This window comes from Geobacillus lituanicus, assembly GCF_050994965.1.
GTDB lineage: Bacteria > Bacillota > Bacilli > Bacillales > Anoxybacillaceae > Geobacillus > Geobacillus stearothermophilus.
On record NZ_CP194773.1, the window covers coordinates 1,861,682 to 1,882,275 of the forward strand.

General features: G+C 53.0%; 25 protein-coding genes and 2 pseudogenes. 18 read left to right on the top strand and 9 right to left on the bottom strand.

From position 1 onward, the window contains the following. The first annotated feature begins 432 nt into the window (after positions 1-432). From ACR1UW_RS09335 to ACR1UW_RS09345, 3 genes are all read left to right on the top strand, one after another. Entirely contained in the window at positions 433-651 is a 219-nt protein-coding gene (locus ACR1UW_RS09335; protein ID WP_033015279.1) for a YozE family protein, read from the top strand. A 130-nt stretch (positions 652-781) separates the two neighbouring features. After that, a complete protein-coding gene (gene yodN / locus ACR1UW_RS09340; protein WP_498933033.1) occupies positions 782-1,423 on the top strand; it encodes a germination protein YodN in 642 nt (213 codons plus the stop codon). 237 nt (positions 1,424-1,660) lie between these two features. Next, entirely contained in the window at positions 1,661-1,840 is a 180-nt protein-coding gene (locus tag ACR1UW_RS09345) for a YozD family protein (RefSeq protein WP_033015276.1), read from the top strand. 18 nt (positions 1,841-1,858) lie between these two features. Here ACR1UW_RS09345 and ACR1UW_RS09350 read toward each other — a convergent pair whose 3' ends face one another. Beyond that, the gene (locus tag ACR1UW_RS09350) at positions 1,859-2,086 is read right to left on the bottom strand and encodes a DUF2515 family protein (protein ID WP_235468503.1); all 228 of its coding nucleotides are present in this window, start codon (positions 2,084-2,086) and stop codon (positions 1,859-1,861) included. Continuing rightward, a pseudogene (locus tag ACR1UW_RS09355) lies at positions 2,061-2,513 on the bottom strand (DUF2515 family protein); the annotation flags it as partial. The gene ACR1UW_RS09350 and the pseudogene ACR1UW_RS09355, both read right to left, overlap by 26 nt. Here ACR1UW_RS09355 and ACR1UW_RS09360 point away from each other — a divergent pair. After that, the gene (locus ACR1UW_RS09360) at positions 2,494-2,628 is read left to right on the top strand and encodes a hypothetical protein (RefSeq protein WP_412459067.1); all 135 of its coding nucleotides are present in this window, start codon (positions 2,494-2,496) and stop codon (positions 2,626-2,628) included. The pseudogene ACR1UW_RS09355 and the gene ACR1UW_RS09360 sit on opposite strands and share 20 nt — an antisense overlap. 116 nt (positions 2,629-2,744) lie before the next feature. Next, positions 2,745-2,906, top strand: coding sequence for a hypothetical protein (locus ACR1UW_RS09365; protein ID WP_498933036.1), 162 nt, complete (start codon positions 2,745-2,747; stop codon positions 2,904-2,906). Positions 2,907-2,951: 45 nt separating this feature from the next. Here the strand turns inward: ACR1UW_RS09365 and yoyE are convergent, their stop codons facing one another. Beyond that, on the bottom strand, positions 2,952-3,110 hold the full coding sequence (yoyE, locus tag ACR1UW_RS09370; RefSeq protein ID WP_017437412.1) for a protein YoyE: 159 nt from the start codon (positions 3,108-3,110) through the stop codon (positions 2,952-2,954). 131 nt (positions 3,111-3,241) lie between these two features. Between yoyE and ACR1UW_RS09375 the strand changes: the two genes are divergently transcribed. The 3 genes from ACR1UW_RS09375 (at position 3,242) to ACR1UW_RS09385 (ending at position 5,506) form a co-directional block, all read left to right on the top strand. Further along, complete coding sequence (locus ACR1UW_RS09375; RefSeq protein ID WP_033009204.1) at positions 3,242-3,646, top strand: hypothetical protein; 405 nt, start codon at positions 3,242-3,244, stop codon at positions 3,644-3,646. 285 nt (positions 3,647-3,931) lie between these two features. Further along, a complete protein-coding gene (gene deoD, locus ACR1UW_RS09380) occupies positions 3,932-4,639 on the top strand; it encodes a purine-nucleoside phosphorylase (protein ID WP_033009203.1) in 708 nt (235 codons plus the stop codon). A gap of 51 nt (positions 4,640-4,690) precedes the next feature. Next, positions 4,691-5,506: a M15 family metallopeptidase gene (locus ACR1UW_RS09385; RefSeq protein WP_237420267.1), complete on the top strand. Its 816-nt coding sequence runs from the start codon at positions 4,691-4,693 to the stop codon at positions 5,504-5,506. 182 nt (positions 5,507-5,688) lie between these two features. On the opposite strand, the gene ACR1UW_RS09390 is transcribed toward ACR1UW_RS09385, so the two are convergent. Beyond that, positions 5,689-6,387 (bottom strand): class I SAM-dependent methyltransferase, encoded by a 699-nt coding sequence (locus ACR1UW_RS09390; RefSeq protein WP_498933039.1) that lies wholly within the window; start codon positions 6,385-6,387, stop codon positions 5,689-5,691. A 168-nt stretch (positions 6,388-6,555) separates the two neighbouring features. On the opposite strand from ACR1UW_RS09390, the gene ACR1UW_RS09395 reads away from it, so the two are divergent. The 7 genes and pseudogenes from ACR1UW_RS09395 to ACR1UW_RS09425 all read left to right on the top strand — a co-directional run bounded on the left by ACR1UW_RS09395 (position 6,556) and on the right by ACR1UW_RS09425 (position 10,506). Further along, positions 6,556-7,443, top strand: a complete 888-nt coding sequence (locus tag ACR1UW_RS09395) for a cation diffusion facilitator family transporter (protein ID WP_498933041.1) — start codon at positions 6,556-6,558, stop codon at positions 7,441-7,443. 281 nt (positions 7,444-7,724) lie between these two features. Then, on the top strand, positions 7,725-8,681 hold the full coding sequence (locus ACR1UW_RS09400) for a magnesium transporter CorA family protein (RefSeq protein ID WP_100659762.1): 957 nt from the start codon (positions 7,725-7,727) through the stop codon (positions 8,679-8,681). Between the two features lie 92 nt (positions 8,682-8,773). After that, complete coding sequence (locus tag ACR1UW_RS09405; protein WP_080706518.1) at positions 8,774-8,863, top strand: YjcZ family sporulation protein; 90 nt, start codon at positions 8,774-8,776, stop codon at positions 8,861-8,863. 48 nt (positions 8,864-8,911) lie between these two features. Next, a pseudogene (locus ACR1UW_RS09410) lies at positions 8,912-9,082 on the top strand (EamA family transporter RarD); the annotation flags it as partial. Between the two features lie 124 nt (positions 9,083-9,206). Beyond that, complete coding sequence (locus ACR1UW_RS09415) at positions 9,207-9,305, top strand: YjcZ family sporulation protein (protein ID WP_011231081.1); 99 nt, start codon at positions 9,207-9,209, stop codon at positions 9,303-9,305. A gap of 33 nt (positions 9,306-9,338) precedes the next feature. Continuing rightward, on the top strand, positions 9,339-9,470 hold the full coding sequence (locus tag ACR1UW_RS09420) for a YjcZ family sporulation protein (protein ID WP_095859317.1): 132 nt from the start codon (positions 9,339-9,341) through the stop codon (positions 9,468-9,470). Positions 9,471-9,612: 142 nt separating this feature from the next. After that, entirely contained in the window at positions 9,613-10,506 is an 894-nt protein-coding gene (locus ACR1UW_RS09425; protein ID WP_498933045.1) for a DUF1028 domain-containing protein, read from the top strand. A gap of 173 nt (positions 10,507-10,679) precedes the next feature. Here ACR1UW_RS09425 and ACR1UW_RS09430 read toward each other — a convergent pair whose 3' ends face one another. The 3 genes from ACR1UW_RS09430 to ACR1UW_RS09440 all read right to left on the bottom strand — a co-directional run bounded on the left by ACR1UW_RS09430 (position 10,680) and on the right by ACR1UW_RS09440 (position 14,294). Further along, entirely contained in the window at positions 10,680-12,047 is a 1,368-nt protein-coding gene (locus ACR1UW_RS09430) for an MATE family efflux transporter (protein WP_498933047.1), read from the bottom strand. A gap of 98 nt (positions 12,048-12,145) precedes the next feature. Continuing rightward, entirely contained in the window at positions 12,146-13,408 is a 1,263-nt protein-coding gene (locus ACR1UW_RS09435; RefSeq protein ID WP_160269382.1) for a two-component system sensor histidine kinase NtrB, read from the bottom strand. Between the two features lie 136 nt (positions 13,409-13,544). Then, positions 13,545-14,294: a DHHA1 domain-containing protein gene (locus ACR1UW_RS09440; RefSeq protein ID WP_498933049.1), complete on the bottom strand. Its 750-nt coding sequence runs from the start codon at positions 14,292-14,294 to the stop codon at positions 13,545-13,547. Between the two features lie 505 nt (positions 14,295-14,799). Here ACR1UW_RS09440 and ilvA point away from each other — a divergent pair. Further along, entirely contained in the window at positions 14,800-16,008 is a 1,209-nt protein-coding gene (ilvA, locus tag ACR1UW_RS09445) for a threonine ammonia-lyase (protein ID WP_237420272.1), read from the top strand. 166 nt (positions 16,009-16,174) lie between these two features. On the opposite strand, the gene ACR1UW_RS09450 is transcribed toward ilvA, so the two are convergent. Together ACR1UW_RS09450 and ACR1UW_RS09455 are read right to left on the bottom strand one after the other, a co-directional pair. Then, the gene (locus ACR1UW_RS09450; RefSeq protein WP_160270667.1) at positions 16,175-16,408 is read right to left on the bottom strand and encodes a DUF6154 family protein; all 234 of its coding nucleotides are present in this window, start codon (positions 16,406-16,408) and stop codon (positions 16,175-16,177) included. A 75-nt stretch (positions 16,409-16,483) separates the two neighbouring features. After that, a complete protein-coding gene (locus ACR1UW_RS09455) occupies positions 16,484-17,731 on the bottom strand; it encodes an RNA-guided endonuclease InsQ/TnpB family protein (protein WP_074044839.1) in 1,248 nt (415 codons plus the stop codon). A gap of 442 nt (positions 17,732-18,173) precedes the next feature. On the opposite strand from ACR1UW_RS09455, the gene ACR1UW_RS09460 reads away from it, so the two are divergent. Continuing rightward, positions 18,174-19,538, top strand: coding sequence for an ISLre2 family transposase (locus tag ACR1UW_RS09460; RefSeq protein WP_498932867.1), 1,365 nt, complete (start codon positions 18,174-18,176; stop codon positions 19,536-19,538). Positions 19,539-19,769: 231 nt separating this feature from the next. After that, positions 19,770-20,558, top strand: a complete 789-nt coding sequence (locus ACR1UW_RS09465) for a GNAT family N-acetyltransferase (protein WP_498933051.1) — start codon at positions 19,770-19,772, stop codon at positions 20,556-20,558. Positions 20,559-20,594: the final 36 nt, after the last annotated feature.

Consider the following 20,594-nt stretch of genomic DNA (forward strand, 5'->3'; position numbering starts at 1 on the left):
TAAGACATTATGAGGTCTTCAAAAGGATGGTCAAATCAGGCATATATTTATTCCTGTTTTCTTAACTTGATGGCTATGGGGGCTGACTCAAAAGTCCCTTTTTGATGAAATGTAACCGAAGTATGTGAAAGAGACCACCTCTGAAATCCTCGGTTTTACCGGGTTTTTCGTGGTGGTCTATTTTTCTATGTCGCCCCAGATAGGAGCATTACCGCTCTTTTGGGTCAGCCCTTTTTCATATGGCTAGTCCGGGATCGGTCATTGGAAACGGCCTCTAGAAGGACGGGGATTTTATGGAAACAGCGGCCCGATGGTTGGCATGAAACGCGAACGTGGCGCGTACGATGGCAATACAAGCGGCAAAAAAAGCTTCACAAACAGAAAAAAGCTCATTATAATAGCAACAAAGAGAAAGGAAGAGGATGGGGAAACATGGCAAGATCGTTTTATCGTTACTTATTGCGCTTCCGCCACGGGTGTGAAGAAGATCCAATCGTCCGGTTTGCGAACGGGGCGTACGATGACCACAGCTTTCCAAAAGGATCGGCCGACTACGAGGAGCTCAGCGGGTATTTGGAGGTGCATGGCGATTATTTGGAAAGCATGGTTCTCTTTGATGAACTATGGGAGCAGTTTTTACACGAAGCATAACATGGAAGAGGGTTTTGCTCCGAATATTGACAGCGCTTTCAATCGTTTTTCCGCGCTGGCAAAGGTGTCCACCCTTGTATGCATGCATATACTATACTAACCATTTGTTCAACAAGGGTGGGAGATGCCAATGAGCGCGCCGAAACGCCCGAAATTTTCTGTCGGCGATATCGTCGTCAATACATTGTACGGAACAGTCGGAACCGTCACCGATATTCAGCAAGTAGACGGCACGTTTTTGTACGAAATCAACCATGGCCATAGCCTGTTTGCTGAGCAGACGCTCGTGTTGTTGTCTGAATTTACCGGCGATTTGTGGATTGCCGAAGAAATTGAAATTGAGCTGCCGTTTTTCCTTGGCGAAATTGTCCGCGTCCGCGATTATGGCGGCCAATTGTTCAAAGTCGTTGGAGTGCGGACAGAAATTTACCGCTATTATGGGGAAGGATGGGAAGAGACGATTTATGAATTGAAACGGCTGACGGACGGCTGGGAAATTGAAGTCCATCTCGAAGATATGATTCCGCTGGCCGATGGGGACGAAACGTCCGTCACGCTCGTGCAAGATATCGTGATCGCCGCGCCGATGAAGGCCTCGATCGCGCTGCCGTCCGCCGGCGAAAAGAGTGGGCCGTCGGTTGACGACCTGCTTGATATGTACAATGACTACAAAGCGCTGTATGAATGGTTCGGCGATGACCAATACAAACGAATGATGGAAACGGTTGTTCAACGGTTGCAAACGATTGTAAACTACCATAATAGGAACTGACAAAGAACAAAGAGAAAGTAGGGAATGCCGGCGAAGAGGACGAACGCAGCCATTCTGTTAACAATTGTTTCCATTATTTTATCTGCAATCGTCAGCTTGTCCATTTTGTTCCGCCTCCGTATTTTTTTGTTTTATTGGTACATATGGTATGAAGGAAGCGGAAAAAGTAGTACAACATGATTTTTGACATAAAACGGAAGGCGGCGACATACAACATTACAAAGGGGGCGAGATGGAGTGAAGGAGATTGAAGTGATTATTGATACGGAGGAGATCGCCGAATTTTTTTACCAACAGCTCATCCGCCGCGGCTTTGTGCCGACGCAGGAGGAACTGGAAGAGCTCGCGGATATTACGTTTGACTATTTGCTGGAAAAATGCATTATCGACGAAGAGATTGATGTCGACGACGAGTAACCGTCGTCGTTTTTACAATTACTCGGCCGCCGCGATGGCGGCCGCTTTCATCATGGCCAAATGCCGCTCGTAGCGGTCGGTCATCTCGCCTGAGGCCGGAAGCGGAAGCGTCTCGAGCGCCCGCATGATCGTGTCGTCGGTGAACCAGTCGCGCCGATCGTCAAAAGAATGGGTGAGATCCGGCCAAGCTGCCTCAAGACGGGGGCTGTAAAGGCGGCGCCCGTCTTCTCCGCTTGCTTTCTTCATACAGTAGCAGCTGCGGATACGCATCGTGAAAAATGAGGGCGTTGGCCCGTTCCAAAAACAAAAAAAGGGGTGCGATCGTCTTTTCCGACAGCAACAACGGGAGCAGGCTGCCGCGCAAGTCGGTCATGTTCCAGCCGCCGTTGCGCGAAACGAGATGGGCCAAAAATGCCCAATGCACTTCTGGGTGGCGTTCAAAAAACGTGAAATAGGCGGCTGTGCGCGTGATGTTGTTGAGGTTATGCTCCGCCGTTTTCTGCCGAATCATAGCAACGGCCGCCGCCTCGTCGTCGCTCGGGCGTTCGCACCTTGAAACGGAAAGGCGGCAGAACAAACGAGCATCGGCAATGCGAACGGGATGACGGTATAAAAATGAGCGATAAACGTATTCGAGCGGGCGGCGCAGCACGGTGAGCGGGCGAATCGGCATCCGGTTTATGGGGACCGGCGATATTGTCTTGATTGACGAAGGGCGGAAAGGACAGACGTACTACCGCCTCTGCCCGGATGACTGGAAACGGGTGGAACGCCAGCTTGTCTGTTGACGGAATATTCAAAAATACAGTCGCCTTCAACCGATTGGGGATGGTATAATAGCGATAACATCGAATAAAGCCCGGCCGTTTAGGGAACGGATAAGAAAGGAAAGGGGGCGGATCAGATGGAAGAGCAAAGACAACGGCGCGACACGCCGACGGTAGCGCCGGGAATTGACGATGATGAAGTGTTGAACGAAAAGGCGACGGAAGAGGAGATTGAGCGCGGAGACTATACGAAAGTCGTCACACTGGCGTGGGACGAAGTCGAGCCGTCGAAGCCCTGATCGAAATAGAAACCCTTGTGCGGCACAAGGGTTTCTCCGGGTTTGTTACGATTCGGGATTGTCGTGATGGCCCGGGCCGTTTTTCCGGCCGCCGGCGGCCGAGTATTCCTTGGCGTGCGCTGCGTCTTCGGCGATCAACGCCTCTTTTGGAATATGGTTGTTCTTTTTCTGCCCGTTGATGCGGTTGCGATGCTTTTTGCCCATCGTTTTCCCTCCTTGAACTGTCGTTGTCGTTAGTGTATGCGGCAAAAGGGCGGTTCATCGACGGAAAATGTTTGCAGGCGGCGCCGGGCGGGCGGAGCGGAGACTGAAGGGAACTGGGAGGGGGACGGAATATGGCCGCATTGGCGCTGGCGCTGTTGCTGTGCGTCGTCTCGATCGCCGCGTCGCTTTGGCTCAAAGAGCAGGTGGAGCGCGTTTTGTTTCGCTGGAGAAACGTTCCTGTTCTCCATGCGGCCAATATCGTCATCATTGCGGCCATTGTTGCGGTTGCCTATTATCGGCTGAGCGGCATCGGCGTCTACTTGCGTGATTTGGCCGACATCGATGGATTTTGGTATGTATTTGCCGGAACAACGCAGCTTGTCCTGCCGCTTTATTTGTTCGCCTGCTGGCTGCTCGCCAGGCGGCGCGGGCGCGAGAAAAAATATACGCGCAGCAAAGACAAAAAGGTGCTGTATATCAACGAAAGGTATCTTGCGCGTCGCTATCGCGATGATTATCGTTCGAAAACGTCTTAAAAAGGGAGAGCAGCTCTCCCTTAAAATTTTGTTTTTTCTTTTTTGGACGTTGACGGCTGGTTGTTCGCTTTTGAGGATGGATTCGTTTTGTTGGCGTACTCCACCGCCTGCTCAAGTTTCTTTTTCACCGTCTTTCCTCCTTTCCCGCCGTGTGGGCACGAATAGTATGCCCGCCTTTCGCTCAAGCTACTCGAAGCAAGACTGCCATTTTCCGCAAACATATGATATGATAAACAAGGGCATGGCCGAACCATAACCGTTCGAAGTCATAAGGAGGAATCGAGTTTGAGCGTACATATCGGAGCCAAACAAGGGGACATCGCCGAACGTATTTTGCTGCCGGGCGACCCGCTGCGCGCCAAATACATTGCCGAGACGTTTTTGGAAGGGGCGGTGTGCTACAATGAAGTGCGCGGCATGTTCGGATTTACGGGGACATACAAAGGGCATCGCGTCTCCGTCCAAGGGACGGGGATGGGAGTGCCGTCCATTTCGATTTATGTCAACGAATTGATCCAAAGCTATGGAGTAAAGACGCTCATCCGCGTCGGAACATGCGGCGCCATTCAACCGGATGTGCGCGTGCGTGACGTCATTTTGGCGATCGGCGCATCCACCGATTCCAACATGAACCGTCTCATTTTCCGCGGCCGCGATTATGCGCCGACGGCGGATTTCCACTTGCTGCGGACGGCATACGACGTTGGAATGGAAAAAGGATTGGCGCTCAAAGTCGGCAACGTCTTTACCGCCGACATGTTTTACAACGACGAACCAAACTGGGAAACGTGGGCGCGCTACGGCGTATTGGCCGTCGAGATGGAAACGGCGGCGCTCTATACGTTGGCGGCCAAATTCGGCTGCCGGGCGCTGTCGGTGCTGACGGTCAGCGACCATATTTTAACCGGCGAGGAGACGACAGCCGAAGAACGGCAAACGACGTTTAACGAAATGATCGAGGTGGCGCTCGAAGCGGCGGTTCGCAGCAGCTGATGATGCGGCGGCTGTTCGGTGCGCCCCGGGAAACAGAAAAGGGGAAGATGAATGAATCAGCGTTGGCAAACGGCGGCGCTTATGTGCCTGTTGCTCGTTGGCTGCCAAACGGGAGGAAGCGGTGACGGCGGCGCGGCCGGCTCGCCCGGGCAGCCGGCGGAACATACGGCGCCGCCCAGCGTTCATGAACGAGAGGAACTCAACCGGCCGGTTGACCCGGATTTGCAGCTTGAAGCGAAATATTGGAACGTCATCGAGGTGCGAAACGGCCAAAAGGTCATTATGAATCCGGACAACATTTTGGTGCTCGTCAATAAAGAGCAGTCGCTTCCGTCCGGTTACAAGCCGGCCGATTTGGTTGTGCCGCGCGTGCCGTTTTCGTTTGCCGACCCGAATGCAGAAAAGCGGCGTATGCGGGCCGAGGCGGCCGCCGCGCTCGAAGAAATGTTTGCCGCCGCCCGCCGCGATGGCATCGAGCTTGTCGCGGTGTCCGCTTACCGGTCGTATGAGCGGCAGAAGGTGATTTTTGCGGAGGAGGTGCGGCAAAAAGGGGAGAAAAACGCCGTCCAGGCCGTCGCCCACCCGGGACAAAGCGAACACCAGACAGGGCTTGCAGTCGACATTAGCAGCCGGTCGATCGGCTGCCAGCTGACCGAGGCGTTCGGGGCGACAAAAGAAGGACAGTGGGTCGCTGCCCACGCGCACGAATACGGGTTTATCATCCGCTATCCGAAAGGGAAGGAAGCGGTGACCGGCTACAAGTATGAGCCGTGGCATCTTCGCTATGTCGGGCGGAAGGCCGCCGCCGTGATGAAAGAGCGCGGCATGACAATGGAAGAATATTTTCAAGCGGTAAAAAAAGTGTAAAGACGGGGCTGGCCCAAAAGAGCGGCAATGCTTCTATCTAGGGCAGCATGGAAAAACAGACCACCACGAAAAACCCGGTAAAGCCAAGGGTTTCAGAGGTGGTCTCTTTTTTACATACTTTCGGTTCCATTTCATCAAAAAGGGGCTTTTGAGTCAGCACCCGTGTTCGTTTGTTGCAGCCCCTATGTCTCACACCAAAACACGCAGTACCCGAGCCGGTCGGCAAATTGCGCTGTCAGCTGCTGATGCTTCTGCCACATGCTTGCCATCTCCGGCGTCGTCGGGAAGACGATGACGGCCGGCGCCCCTTCGCCCGCCGCCTCCGCCGCCGTTTTGTAAAAGAAATGGCGGCAGCGGAATCCGTTTTGTTCAAGCGTTTTTTTCCATTCGCCGGGCGTCATCAGCCGCTTGAAGCCGTAGAACGCGGCGATCCGCTGCTGCTCGGCGGCGGTGAGCCGCTTATGGCATGCTTCGATGCCGACGAATAGGCCATCGTTTTTGAGCACGCGGCGGATTTCGGCGAGCGCGTTTGGCAATGAAACGAAAGCAAGCACCGATTCAGAAAGCGCAAGGTCAAACGTCCCGGCGGGAAACGGGAGCGCTTCGACCGAGGCGCGATGCAAACGGACTGAGACCGCCTTGGAGGCAAAACGCTGTTTCGCCTTGGCAATCATCGTCGGGTGGATGTCGATGGCGGTGACGTTGGCCCCGTACTGTTCGGCGATATAAGCCGCCGTCTGTCCGGTGCCGCAGCCGACGTCAAGCACGGATGTCGAACGGTCGATCTTAAGTTTACGTAAGATTTGTTTTGTTAACTCAAAACCGCCTGGGTGAGCGCCATCGATCCCCATGTCCGCCAACCAGTCTAAATATGCAGACATCTGTTCCTCTCCTTTTTTTGTTTCGACTTGGTTTATCATACGCAAATGCGCTCGATTTTGCCTTTAGACAAAAAAATTTGCTTGTCCCTATTCTTATGAAAAAAGGAAATTTTCTTGCTGTAGACCCAACCGGCTTCAAGCTGGTACACTGATACGTGCAAGAATGAGATGGCTAGGTTGGTGAAGAAAGTGGATCGAAAACAAGGAGCCGAGGCGGGCGCACTGCTGAGCATTTTCGTCTATCTTCTCCTTTCGACCGGCAAGCTGTTGGCTGGGGCGGTGTTCGGCTCGGATGCGGTGGAAGCGGACGGTTGGAATAATTTGAGTGATATTATCGCTTCCTCGGCAGTCTATATCGGCATGAAAATCGCTAAAAAACCGCGTGATTGCAACCACCCGTACGGACATTCGCGGGCGGAGAACATCTCCTCGCTGTTGGCCGCTTTTTTGATGATGTCCATCGGTATTGATGTGATTACAGACGGCGCCCGCACGCTTCTTGGCGGCGGGAGGGAGGCCGCCCCCGATTGGCTGGCGGCAGCGGTCGCCCTTGCTTCAGCAGCAGTGATGTTCATCATCTATGTCATCAATGTGCGGCTGGCGCGGCGGACGAACAGCATGGCGCTGGCGGCCGTAGCGAAAGACAACTTATCGGATGCACTCGTCAGCATTGGCGCCGCGCTTGGGATTGTCGGCGCGCATCTTGAGTGGGCATGGCTCGACCCGTTGGCGGCGCTCGTCATTGGTGTGCTCATTTGCAAGACGGCGTGGGAGGTGTTTATGGAAACGGCCCATGCGTTGACCGACGGGTTTGATGAAAGAAAGCTCGCCATTTACCGGCAAGAAATCGCTGCGGTCAGCGGGGTGCGCGATGTCGCGGACATTAAGGCGCGCATGCTCGGCAATGACGTTGTGCTCGAGGTAACCATCCGCGTCGATTCGCAGTTGACGGTAGTGAAAAGCCATGAAATTGCCGACGAGGTCGAGCGTTTAATGAAAAAACGGCATAACATCCGGGCGACGCACGTTCATGTGGAGCCGGAAGCGGTGCGCTGAGCGGAGGCCAAGCAAACGGGGGCGCGGCCGTCGCGCCCCAACCGCCTGCCGATCAAGAGGGAGGGATGGTCCTCCTTTTTTTCGAATGCTGCCGTCCGATGGACGCTCCTGCTTTGTTAAGGCATCGTTCCATTCGGCGGACAAAAGCGGCTTTCGGCGGGCACGGGGCGGCGTTGCTGCGCCGATGTTCCGGCCGTTTTTTCGGCGGCCGGCGAGGAGTAGTTTTTCGGCAAACGGCAAACAATACGAATAAACGCATCAGTTAGAAAGGAGACTCGTGTATGGCCATCCATCCGAGCCCCCGCTTGCCGCTTGGCGGAATATACGAACGGCATGCGCCGGCGGGCGGCCAGTCGTGCTGGTTTCATTTCACCGCCGCCGCCAAGCCGGATTTGGAACGGCTCCTCTCCTCGCTGTCGATTCATCCGCTCGCCCGAAAACGGCTTATAGGTGGAACAGACATTCCACTGGTCGATGAGTACGAAGGATTCCTTTTTGTATCGTTGTTTATCATCCGTCCGTCCGGCCGAACGGCGAACATTCGCCTGCTTGCCGCCGAGCGGCATATCATCAGTTATATGGATGAAGATGACCCGTTTATCGGCCATGTGAAAGAACGGCTGTTGGATCATCGCGATCAGGCGCTGTACCCTGGATATGTTCTTTACCATTTCCTGGACTTAGCCGTCACTCGCTTTTTGCAGGTGATCGACCAAATCGCCGACCGCATTCAGGCGCTTGAGCGGCAAGTGTTTGCGACGCCGTTCGCCAATGAAATCGGGCGTGAAATTTACCGGATGAAAACCCATCTTCATGAGCTGCGGCAAGTGGCCGAAGCGCAGGAAGAGGCGATCAAAACGATCCGCCATGCCGAGCTGCCGTACATCAACGCGGAAACGAATCCATACATCGATGAGGTGGCCTCCCGTTTCGCCCGCGTGCCGGCGGCGCTCGACGCATTTAAGGAATCATTGTCCGCCATTTTCGATTTGCAACTGTCGCTCAAATCCGATCATATGAACGTCATTATGAAAACGTTGACATTGGTGAGCGTCATATTTTTGCCGATGACGTTTATTGCCGGTGTCTACGGCATGAATTTTTCGTTTATGCCCGAGCTGAAATGGCGGTACGGGTATCCGTTCGCCCTGCTGCTGATGGCGACCGTCGCCGTCCTCATTGCCCTGTATTTTAAGCGCAAAGGTTGGTGGGGGGAGACTGGGACGAAAGAAAAATAGGCGCCAGCTTGCAAAAATGGGCGTTGGCCCGGTCGTTTGGGCGGGCGGACGCATATGATGGTCCCGTCAACGGGATCAAGGAGGTGTCCGCCATGAGCAGTTTGGTCAGCAGCGGTTATGCGCTCGTCATTGTTTTGTTCATTTTGTTGATTATTGTCGGTTGTGTATGTGTCGCCTGGTAGGAAGCCGGACGGAAAAGAAGGGGAAGACGGGTCAAACAGTGCGGCTAGTCGCCGACGATCAGTCTTCTCCTTGGTGTCTTTTTGTTCGGCGAGCCGTTTACGAAAGCGCATTTTTATGCGTTTAGCTGCATCTGGACGGCGCTTATTTTGTTTTCCGCTGTTCAAATCAAGCAAGCGCCAGGGCAGAAAAAATGGAAGCGAAGTTCGCTTAAAGCATAAAAGCGGTCCGAGAACGGGCCGTTTTTTTGTTTTTACGGCAAATACCTATTTTTGCCGAAACCCCTAACCATTTTCCTGGTTTGTGAATAGTCTACTAGTACAAAAACAAAGGAGGTGCTGGCAAATGGGTGCAGCTTACGGCGGCGGATTCGCGTTGATCGTCGTTCTGTTCATCTTGTTGATTATTGTCGGATGCGCATGTATCGGTGGTTGGGTGTACTAACGAACCCTACTTGCTAGCAAGGAGGTGACGAATATGACATACGGCTTTTATGGCGGCTGGGGCGGCTATGGCTTCGGTTATCCGGGTTATGGCGGCTACGGCTACGGCTTTGTGCTGATCGTCGTTTTGTTTATTTTGCTCATTATCGTCGGGGCAACATGGTGATAGGCGGATGATGGGCATGCGGAGGGAGACGGCCGGGCAACGGCTGTTTCCCCCGCTTTTTTTGTGAACAGGCAGGGACAACGAAAGGAAGTGGAGAAATCATAAACGATGAGAAAATGGAAAGCATATGGAGGACGGGGAAATGACACATATTGCAAAAGACATCGTCGCGACGTTTTCGATTGTCGCGTTCGATCCGGCGACCGGGGAGCTTGGCATCGCTGTTCAATCGAAATTTTTAGGCGTTGGTGCGGTTGTTCCGTGGGCGAAAGCGGGCGTCGGCGCCGTGGCGACGCAGTCATATGCCAACACGTCATACGGCCCACGCGGCCTCGAATGGATGGAACAAGGGAAATCGGCGCAAGAAACGCTTGAGTTGCTCGTTGCCGATGACAGCGAGCGCGATTTGCGCCAGGTCGGCATCGTGGATGCGAAAGGACGGGCAGCAACGTTCACCGGAAAAAAATGTTACCCGTGGGCGGGCGGCATTACCGGACCGAACTATGCAGCGCAAGGCAATATTTTAGCCGGGGAGGAAACGGTGCTGGCGATGGGAAGAACATTCGAGCAGGCCAAAGGGCCGCTCGCCGAGCGATTGCTAAAGGCGCTTCAAGCTGGTCAGGCGGCGGGGGGCGACCGCCGCGGGCAACAGTCGGCTGCCTTGCTCGTTGTGAAAGAAAGGGGCGGCTATGGCGGGTACAATGACCGCTATATCGATTTGCGCGTTGACGACCACCCGCGGCCGATCGAGGAGCTCATTCGCCTGTATGAGCTGCGCCAGCTTTATTTTGAGAAACCGCGCCCCGAAAAAGTGGCTGTAATGGAAGGCGCGGTCAAGGAAGAGGCGGCTGCCCACTTGATCCGGCTCGGCTACTTGCCGAAAGAGCGCGCCGCCGACAGCGAGGCGCTTCACGAAGCGCTGACAGCGTATATACATACAGAAAACTTTGAGGAACGCGAACTGGAAAAAGGGAAAATCGATCTTGACGTGCTCGCGTATATGAAACAGCAGCCGTCGCCGCAGGGGGAAAAATAAAAAAATAAAAACGATCACTGCATGGTTGGTCGGGCGGATGAATGGCGTTGTATGAAAAGCGAAGGTGTCCCAAAAGGAGCGGGACACCTTTTCCTATGACTGCATATGCGCAAACAACGATTTATGCGGTGTTTCGGTTCAGGAAAAACAGCCCGTGTTTGGGCAGCGGCCGTTTAGGAGGCGAGCGGCGCACGCCCGCTGTCATGTCTGCGCCAAACGGCCCGCAGGCGAAAGCTGAGAAACAGAGCACCTGCTGCCAATCCGGCGATCAGGCCGATCCAATAGCCGAACGCTCCGGCGGCAGTCAAGAGAGCGAGCGCGCAGCCAAGCGGAAGGCCAACGCCCCAATAGGCGAGAAGAGCGGACCAAAAAACGGCGCTTACCTCTTTATAGCCCCGCAGCGCTCCTTGGATGGGAGCGGCGATGGCATCGGAAACTTGAAAGAAGATGGCATAGAGCAAAAACTTCTCCGTCAACGCCGCCACTGTCGGATCGTTTGTATACAGTCGAGCAACATCGCCGCGGAAGATGGAAAGAAACAATGCAGCGGCGGCAGCGACCGCCAAGGCGAGGGTGATGCCGATCAGGCAATATTGTTTGGCCGCTTCATAACGGTTGGCCCCAGCTTCAACGCCTACGGCGATCGTCAGCGCCATCGATAAGCTGAGCGGAATCATATACAACAAGGAAGCGAAGTTGAGGGCGCTTTGATGGGCAGCGACTGTTTCGGCGCCAAACCGGCCGACAAGCAGCGTCACCGCAGCGAAAATGCTCGTTTCAAAAAAGATGGCTGATCCGATCGGCACCCCGGTTTTCAGCAACTCTCTCCATGCGGCCCATGACGGACGGTAAAAACGGACGAGCACGCGATAGGGAGACAAACGGCGAAATTTCACCGCGGCAAAGGCAGCGGCCGCGAAGCAGTATGCGTACGTGATCGCTGTCGCATAGCCGGTGCCGATGCCGCCAAGGCGCGGAAACCCGCCATGCCCGTAAATCAACAGCCAGTTGAACAGCATATTGATCGGCAAGGCGGTGAGCGTAATCCACATCGTCACGTTCGTTTGCCCAAGTGCATCGATGAAATAGCGGAGCACAGAATAAAGAAACAGCGGGACGATCCCAAACGACAAGGCGCGTAAATAATGAAAGGCGATATGCCGAACGTTTTCGTCCAAAGACATCTGTTTCAAGATCAACGGCACAGAAGCGGCGCCGGCCATGACAATGGCGGCGGCAAGCGCGACAGTCAAGTAGAGCGCCTGGGTGACGGCGCGGGCGATTGAGTCATGGCGTCCGGCGCCGAGATGATGCGAGACGATCGGGGACAAGGCGAGCAAAATGCCGCCGACGCCGGTCCACACCGGCACCCATAAGCTGGAGCCGATCGCGACGCCGGCAAGATCTTCGGCGCTCGCGTGGCCGGACATGGCGACATCGACAAAGTTCATGGCATATTGGCCCGTTTGCGAAACAAAAATGGGAAGAAACAAGGCGAACAAGCGCCGCCATTTGCCGTTGGGCGGAGCGGGCGTGGTCATAATCGTTCCCCCTTTTTTCATGATAAAGTGACACATTGTTCTAAATCATCAACCTCATCGCTTCCGAAGCCGGGATGGCCTCCCTCTTCGGAAGCAATTTACGACGAAAGAAACGGCGGTTGGCTGCAAAGCGGAAATTCGATCAAAAAACAAGTGCCGCGTGCATCGCTTTGCACTTTCATCGTCCCGCGATGCAGTTCGACGATTTTTTTCGATAACGACAGGCCGAGCCCAGTTCCCGTTTCCTTCGTTGAAAAAAACGGATCGAAAACATGGTCGATGACCGACGGCGGAATGCCGGGCCCATCGTCGCAGAAGCGAAGCTGGACGATATGGTTCACTTTCCGGCTGCTCACCGTGACATTCATCGTTTTGGCCACTTTGGCTTCCACAGCGTTGCGGAATAAGTTTAAAAACACTTGCAAAAGCTGGCGGCGGTCGCCGCTCATTTCGTAATCGTCCAGTTGTTCGTCGAGGTCAAAATGGACGTTCACACTGTGCAGCAACGCCTCGCTCTGCAGCAGAACGCCGACATCGTCGCGCAAAAAACGGTGCAGCCGGAACGTTTCCATCTTCACGTCCGCCGGCTTGGCGATGTTTAAAAAGTCGGTGATGATGCCGTTTGCCCGGTCAAGCTCAGGAATGAGCAGGCGTTCGACGAGCGAGGCGATCCGGTCTGGCAGCTCGGTTTTGAGCAGCTGCAAATAGCCGCGCACCGTCGTCAGCGGATTGCGGATTTCATGGGCGATGCCGGCGGCGATGCGGCCGGCGACCGCCAGCTTTTCCGTTTCTTTCATCATATTGAGCGACTGAAACATACTGATGACTCGTTTGATCGATCCGTCATCGTTGTAAATAAAACGGGTGTTGACGATGCCGTAAAATCGGTCGAGCACCTCGTGATTGTAGAGCGGCTCGCCTTTTTCAAGCGATTCGAGCGTTGCGATCAGCTCGTCAGGCAGCTTCAGCAGCTCGCGAATATGTTTGCCGATGATGGCGTCGCGCTCGACGCCCGTGTCAATGGCCGCCTGCAAATTGCAAAGCGTGATGATCCCGTTGTCGTCGACAAAAACGATATGGTGCGGCACGAGATCGAGCAACGGCGTCAAAAAGGCTTCCACTTTTTCAAACGGTACGTCGTGATACAAGTCAATATCCCACTGCCATTTGGCTTCCTTTTCAAGGGACGGTGGAATGGTGCGAAGGTGCGGCCGGACGTTGCCGCGCTTTTTTTCGATGGCGATTCCACTTTCGTAATCGGCAAAGGTGAACGGAAACGGAAGCGTTTCGATGAGCCGCTCATAAGCGCGCAGCTTTCGTTCGAGCTCTTCGATTTGCGATTGTACGAGTCGATCGTTCATCTCTTCAAACTCCTTAGCTGCACATTTCGTTTTTCATTTTACAAAAACCGCCCTCCGTTGGCTATGGGGGACATCACATCGATCCGACGGGAGGACGAAACGAATCGAAGCAACCGGGCGGTGCGGGCAGGAGCCGTCAATCGATGCCTGCCGTTTCCACGCGGGAAAGGAACTGGCTAAGCGCCTCAAGGGACGGAAAAGCAGCTTGCCCCTGCCGCTCGTTGCCGCCCCCTTTGCCGCCAAACAGGGCGGCTTGTTCTTTCAGCCAGTTCCCTGCATGGAGCAAGGAAGACGGTGCTTTGGCGATCACGGCGCGCCAATCGGAGGTGGAGGCGAGAAGCGCGGTTTTGCCATAACGGTCGGCGATCAGACGGGCGATCATTTGCAGTTCTTTTGCCCCATATTGGTCGTAACAGCCAATCACTGCACGTCCTGATTCGGCGGCGGCCCGTTCGGCTTCGACGGCAAAGACGATTGCCTCGTATTGGCGCAGCCGTTTTTCCCATTCTTTTTTCTCTTGTTCCCATTTTGCGATCACGTCGAGCAGCTGATCGCGGCTTGTCCCGAACCGACCTGCTGCCGCCTGCACGACGCGGTGGGTTTGCTGGTAGTCGGCAAGCGCCCGGCCGCCGCAAAGAAAGGAAAGACGCGTCATGCCGCGATGGCGCTCTGCTTTCAGCAATTTGATCACGCCGATTTCGCCCGTGCGTTTCACATGGGTGCCGCAGCACGCCGACAAATCGATCCCTTTCATCTCGACAACACGGACAGAACCTTGGACATCGGGACGCTTGCGAAACGGCATCCGTTCTGCTTCTTCCGGCGTCACCCAATACGTCTCGACCGGGAGATTCGCGTAAATGAGTTCGTTGGCCCGGTTTTCCACTGCCAGTATGTCTGCTTCCGTCAGCGCACCCGCCGTGATGTCGATTGTGACGACCTCGCGCCCAAGGTGAAAACCGACTGTTTCGGCGCCGAGCTGTTCAACGAGTTTTCGTCTTCCGAATGCTTTTCTTTCATATTAGCAAATTCCCTCGCGTTTGCCTATCGCCGATCTTTTTGGCCGCTTTTTCCCGTTGGCAATTGGCCAAATCTATAGAACAATGTTCTAAATAAACAATATTCACAAAAGAAAAAGAACAGACCATAGACAGCTCTTCCCCTAGAAACACTCTGATGTTTTGGGACAAGTCCAACGTTCAAACGGTTTGACAAAGGAAGCGGGTTGCAGCGATGTTTGTTGAACATGATTTTATGCAACAAAACTATATGCTAAAAATAATCCAAAACCAACTAAAGAAAAGCAACATTTGTCGGTGATGAAATGTTTTGTATATAATAAAGCGGGGTGAACAAGAACTGGTCGCCCGATCGGAAAGGGTGGTTTGATGATGTTGACGTTAACAGACATTGAACAAGCGCGAGCGAAAATGAAAGGCATCGTCCACCAAACGCCGCTTGAGCATTCGCAGACGTTCAGCCGGCTGTCCGGCAATGACGTGTATATGAAACTGGAAAATTTGCAAAAAACAGGTTCGTTTAAGGTGAGAGGCTCATTCAATAAAATTATGTCGCTCACGGAAGAAGAAAGGGCGCGCGGCGTCATCGCCGCCTCGGCCGGCAACCACGCCCAAGGGGTCGCCTACGCAAGCGGCATGCTCGGCATTCCTTGCACGATTGTCATGCCGAAAGGGGCGCCGCTCAGCAAAATTGAAGCGACGAAAAGCTACGGGGCGGAAGTCGTGCTGTACGGCGATGTGTTTGACGAGTCTTTGGAATATGCATTAGAGTTGCAACGTGAACGGGGGATGACATTTGTTCATCCGTTTGACGACTTGGCGGTGATGGCCGGCCAAGGGACGATCGGCTTAGAGCTGATCGAGCAGCTTCCCGACGTCGATGTCGTTCTTTGTCCGGTCGGCGGCGGCGGGTTGCTTGCGGGGGTGGCGCTTACGTTAAAACAGCTGAAGCCGTCGGTTGAAGTGTACGGCGTTGAGTCATCGGCTTGCCCCGGCATGACGGCGGCCATACGCCATAAACAGCCCGTCTCCATTGCCGCATCGAATACGATCGCCGATGGGATTGCCGTGAAAAAGCCGGGCAATATTACGTACCAATACATTGAGCAATACGTCGATGGCGTTGTATGCGTGAAAGAGGCGGAAATTTCGCGGACGATGCTGTATGTGCTCGAGCGGAACAAGCTGTTAATCGAAGGGGCGGCAGCTTGTCCGTTGGCGGCATTGTTGTATCAAAAGCTGCCGTTTCGCGGCAAAAAAGTCGCCGCCATTTTAAGCGGCGGCAACGTCGATGTGACGCTCATTTCCCGCATCATTGAGCGGGGGCTTGTCGAAGCGGGCCGGTTTGTGACGTTTACAACGGTCATCTCCGACAAGCCGGGCCAGTTGAACAAGCTGCTGCGCATTATTGCGGAGCTTGAGGCAAACGTGATGTCGATTCACCATCAGCGCATCGGCGCCAAGGTGCTGCCAGGTCAGGCGGAAATTCACTTTTCGCTCGAGACAAAAAACGAAGACCACATTCAGCAAATCTACCAAGTGTTGTTGAAAGAAGGCTACGATGTACAGTTTTACCGATGAGCGCGCGATGGGAAAACGGTTTGTGTTTCGCCACTGTCTGTTAAGCAAACAGTGGAAAAGCCGTCTTCGAAATCATGTTCACAGGGCTGCCAAATGAATACGAAACCATCATTTGCCCAACATAGCGGCTGTTCCTTATGACATGGGGGACAGCCGTTTTGTTTTGTCAATGCACGCGCGGCGCATCTTGCGGCCGCGTCGCGCCGAGGCCTTCGCGGGCCATTTTCGCTTTCAAGCTTTCCAGGACATACAAACCGAACATGCCAAGCAGCTCTTCATCAGTCATCTCACCGATCAGCTTGAGCACATCGCGGCGGTCGAGTTCATCCAAAATCGACATCGCCACCGCTTCGGCGTCTTCTTCATCTCCGGTCAGTCGATCTTTATAGTATTCGTACAGATCGTCAGTGAACTACCCCCACTTAATTTTCTAGCGAAAATTTGAAGTGGGGGCTTCCAAAGAAGTTTGACTGCTTCAAGCAATCCTTATTCTTTGAGGCGTGTCCACTTCGCCGCTAGAGCATAAGACACTCAGGTCTACAGCTTTACTTTTCTTTAAGATGTTTAATGCGCCATTGACATCAGCATTAATTAGTTTGCCAGACTTTGTTCGATACAAGCCGCGCTTAATACGTTTGCCGCTGAACTTATATTCTTTTGGATTGTCGGCATTATATTCAGGAATCTCATCGCCGTCAAAAAAGCTGGCTTGAGACGTATATGATTCTTCCTGTTTCAAGAATTCAATGCCGTAAAATTCACAAAGATATTCTAGTTTTTCTTTTATGTTACCGAGAGGAATATTGACAAAGTTTTGATTTGTCTTTTTTCCTAGATTAATATTGCGTTGCCATGTTTCCGCATAGCCAATGACAAGTTTGCCAATTTGATTTTCAATACAGTAGTTAATGATGTAACGGCAAGTCTTGTTGATATAATCATTCACTTTATTATTGCGATTCATAGCAAGCAAAGCCTGTTTACGAGTGGTGCCTTTGATTTTTTGCTTATCTTTTATGCTTTGAAGTCTGGCATTTTCTTTGTTAAACCATTGATTTATACTTTTTAATCTCCGCCCATCAATGATGAATGATCTGCCGTCTGATGTGACACAAGTGGCAAAATTGTTTAATCCTAAATCAATTGCCAGTGCTTTTTGGTCATTTAATTCTCTTTGATCTTCAGGCATTTCATATTTGTACTGAATCTCAAAGAACCTGGCATGATGCTTAGGAATGATTTCAATCTGCTTAATCTTTTTGTCCAGTAACACAGGCGGAATCGTTATCGTGATAGGCTTGTGAGTCTTTTTAAATAGGCGAGAATACGGTATCGTGAATTTGTTGCCGTCTATACGAATCTGGCCAATGATCAGTGAATGAAAGCCATTTTTTTTAAGATATTTTGGAATACTGATAGCCTTGTGGTCATATTTTCCTTGTTTGGCAAGACTGATCAAACCAAAGAAAGATTTAAAGGCTTCATTGACCTTTTTTAAAATTTGCTGTGCCATGTTGCTGTTTAACAGCTTATAGTTTTCGTTAGTTTTTGCAAGATGATAGTTTTTCTCATAATTAAGAAATTCCTTGTGTTCAAAATAGTATTGTCTGACATTGTACAATCCGACGTTGTACATGTTCTTGGCAATATGGCACAGTTCTCGAAGAGTCAAGTATTCTTCTTTGGTCAAACCATTTAGCTGTTGTTTGATACAAAAATACATTTTTTCACCTCCCATCTAACTATATTATACTATATTTTACTGAATCTATCCTATTTTCAGCAAAATATAGTTAAGGCGATTCATCTCCCACTTACTCCGCTTCGCTTCGTTGAAGTGGGAGTCTTCTCGCCTAATTAAGATAAACTTCATCGGCATCGTCGCCTCGCTTTTTTGAGAGCGGGCTTCCTCCTTTCTTTGCAGTTGGCCGATGCAGACTTAGGGGCATCGGCAGTCCTCTCGGTTTGACGCCACGTGTGAGTAAAATATTTGTGGGTGACATTCAGGAATGATTCCCCGACGAGGGTTGCGAACTTTTGTTCGCGACGCTCGTCGGGGCCACCAAGCGAAGCGCGGTAGAAAAAAGCAAATGTCATGCAAAAAGGACTCTCTCCCTGCTATGATGGTGATGACCAACATCCATAAAACAGGAGGGAGAGAGTCCATGAAACATCTTACCACAGAATGGCCTTTATTAAAAGAGCTGGAGGAACAATTAGTCAGAACTCTTCAAAAGGTGTTCGCTGTCTTGTTGGCGGCCCTTTTGGAGGAGATTGATCAACAACTGGCGGAAGCGCGGGACAAGCGCCGGTATCAGCTGAAAGACAAACGGCCGACTACGATCCAAACGCTGTTTGGAGAAGTGACGTTTCGACGGAACTACTACTATGACCGGCAAACGGGGAACTATACCTTCTTGCTGGATGCCGAATTAGGCTTTGATGGGGCCCGATCGATCAGTCCTTGCCTCGAGGAAACGGCGGTCGAGTTGGCCGTAGAGTGCTCTTCCTACCGCAAAGCGGCCCGTACGTTGGAGTCGATCGTGGGGTATGCGGTCATGAGCCACGAGGCGATTCGCCAACTGGTGCTGGAGGCCCCTGTCTCGCTGCACCACCCTGTTTCCCAACGGCACGGCCGAGTGCTGTTTGTGGAGGCGGATGGGCTGTTCATTTCCCGCCAGGGGAAAGGGAAACGGGCGAAAGAAGAGAAAATCCTGGCGGTTCACGAGGGATGGAAACGAAACGGTTCGCAGCTCGAGCTCGTGAACCGGCGCCACTACCTCCATGAAGGGGCGGGAGACGTGTGGGAACGGTTTGAGGAGTGGCTGATGAACGAATATGCCTATGACCCGTGCCGGGACCTTTTGATCATCAACGGCGACGCGGCGTCGTGGATCACAGCCTGCCGGGAGTATTTTGGGAAGCGGGCGTGCTTTCAGCTGGATCGATTTCATGTGGCGCGGGAGCTGCGTCAGTGTCTGTCCGGCCATCCGCGTTGGCGGGAGGTGCGGAAGAAGCTGGCGAAACAAGACGAAGAGGGGCTTCTCGTGGAGCTGAACAGCGCGGTCGGCACGTTGGAGGACGAAGGCAAAGAACAACAGCTGGCCGCCTTGATTCGCCGGATCGAGTCGATGCCGGGATGCATCCGGGACTATCGGGAGTGGCTGTCGGAGCAAGGGGTGGAGACGACCGGCATGCGTCCGATGGGCCACGCCGAGAGCGTGATGAGCCGGTTTGCGCATCGGGTGAAATCCCGCCGCAGCTGGAAAGACCAAGGGCTTCGGGCGTTTCTGAGGGCGATGGCGGCCCGAATCGACGGGATCGGGTGGAGAAAGGGACGGTGGGAGGAGCAAGAGCCCCAGTCGGCCGTCTCGGCCTCAACAAAGTCCAAGCGGATCGAACAGGCCAAACGGAAGGCCGGACGGTTATGGGCAGATGTGGTGCGTCAGAATCTACCGTGTCTGCAGCGGTCATCCGGGACGCCGATCCATCAAGCGTTGTCGGCGCTCCGGGATGGTGGTTGGGTGTAAAAAAATGGAATACAATATCATCACTTCAAGATGAGGGATGAGAGTCCGAAAGCGCTTACGATATTAATTCCTGAAAATGGTTCTATAACTAGTGATTGACAACACCCGTAGTGAACCGAAAAAATGTTCTCCACAAAGTCTTGACTGACTCTGACGCCACAAATGCCATTGGCAACAGGGATGATTCATAGTATAATGGAAAAAATATCATTCGAAAAGCGGGGGAATTCTATGATTCGCCGGTTAACGGCCGAAGACGATCAACAAGTATTTTCGTTTTTGCGGCAAGATCCGTCGTTCAATTTATTTATCATCGGCGATATTGAGTCGTTTGACTATGACGCCGATTTCCAAGACGTTTGGGGGCAGTTTGACGATGCCGGCTCGCTGAAGGCGGTGCTGCTCCGTTATTACGATTCCTACATTCCGTACGCGCCTGGCGATTTTGATGCCGATGGCTTTGCTCGTCTCATCCGCGAGACAGCCCCATCATCGTCCATCCAGCTGTCCGGCAAGGCGGACATTGCCAGGCAGTTCGAAGAGCGGCTGCCGCTTGGGGAGAAGCGAACGCTTTACTTTTGCGAGTGTCGGACGGATGAATACGCCCGTCAAGAAATGGGGGCGTTCGCCGTCAAAAAAGCCGAATTGGCCGATGTCGACCGGATTCTCGACTTGCGGCGCCGCATTGCCGAATTTGAAACGAGGCCGTCGTCCCGCGATATGCTGGTGAAAGGGATGGAAACCAATTCAGCTAGAACGTACTACATTGAACAAGACGGCCGAATGGTGGCCGCCGCATCGACATCAGCGGAAAACTCATTGTCGGCGATGATCGTCGGCGTCTGCACGGATCAGGAGCATCGAGGGAAAGGGTATGCCAGCACCATCGTGGCGAAGCTCGTTTGCGATTTGCTCGCTGAAGGGAAGATGCCGTGCTTGTTTTATGACAATCCAGACGCCGGCCGCATTTACCATCGCCTTGGTTTTCGCGATATCGGATTGTGGGCGATGTACCGTTAGAAGGGCGGAAGTCCCGCCAGCTTGCTTGTGTACAAA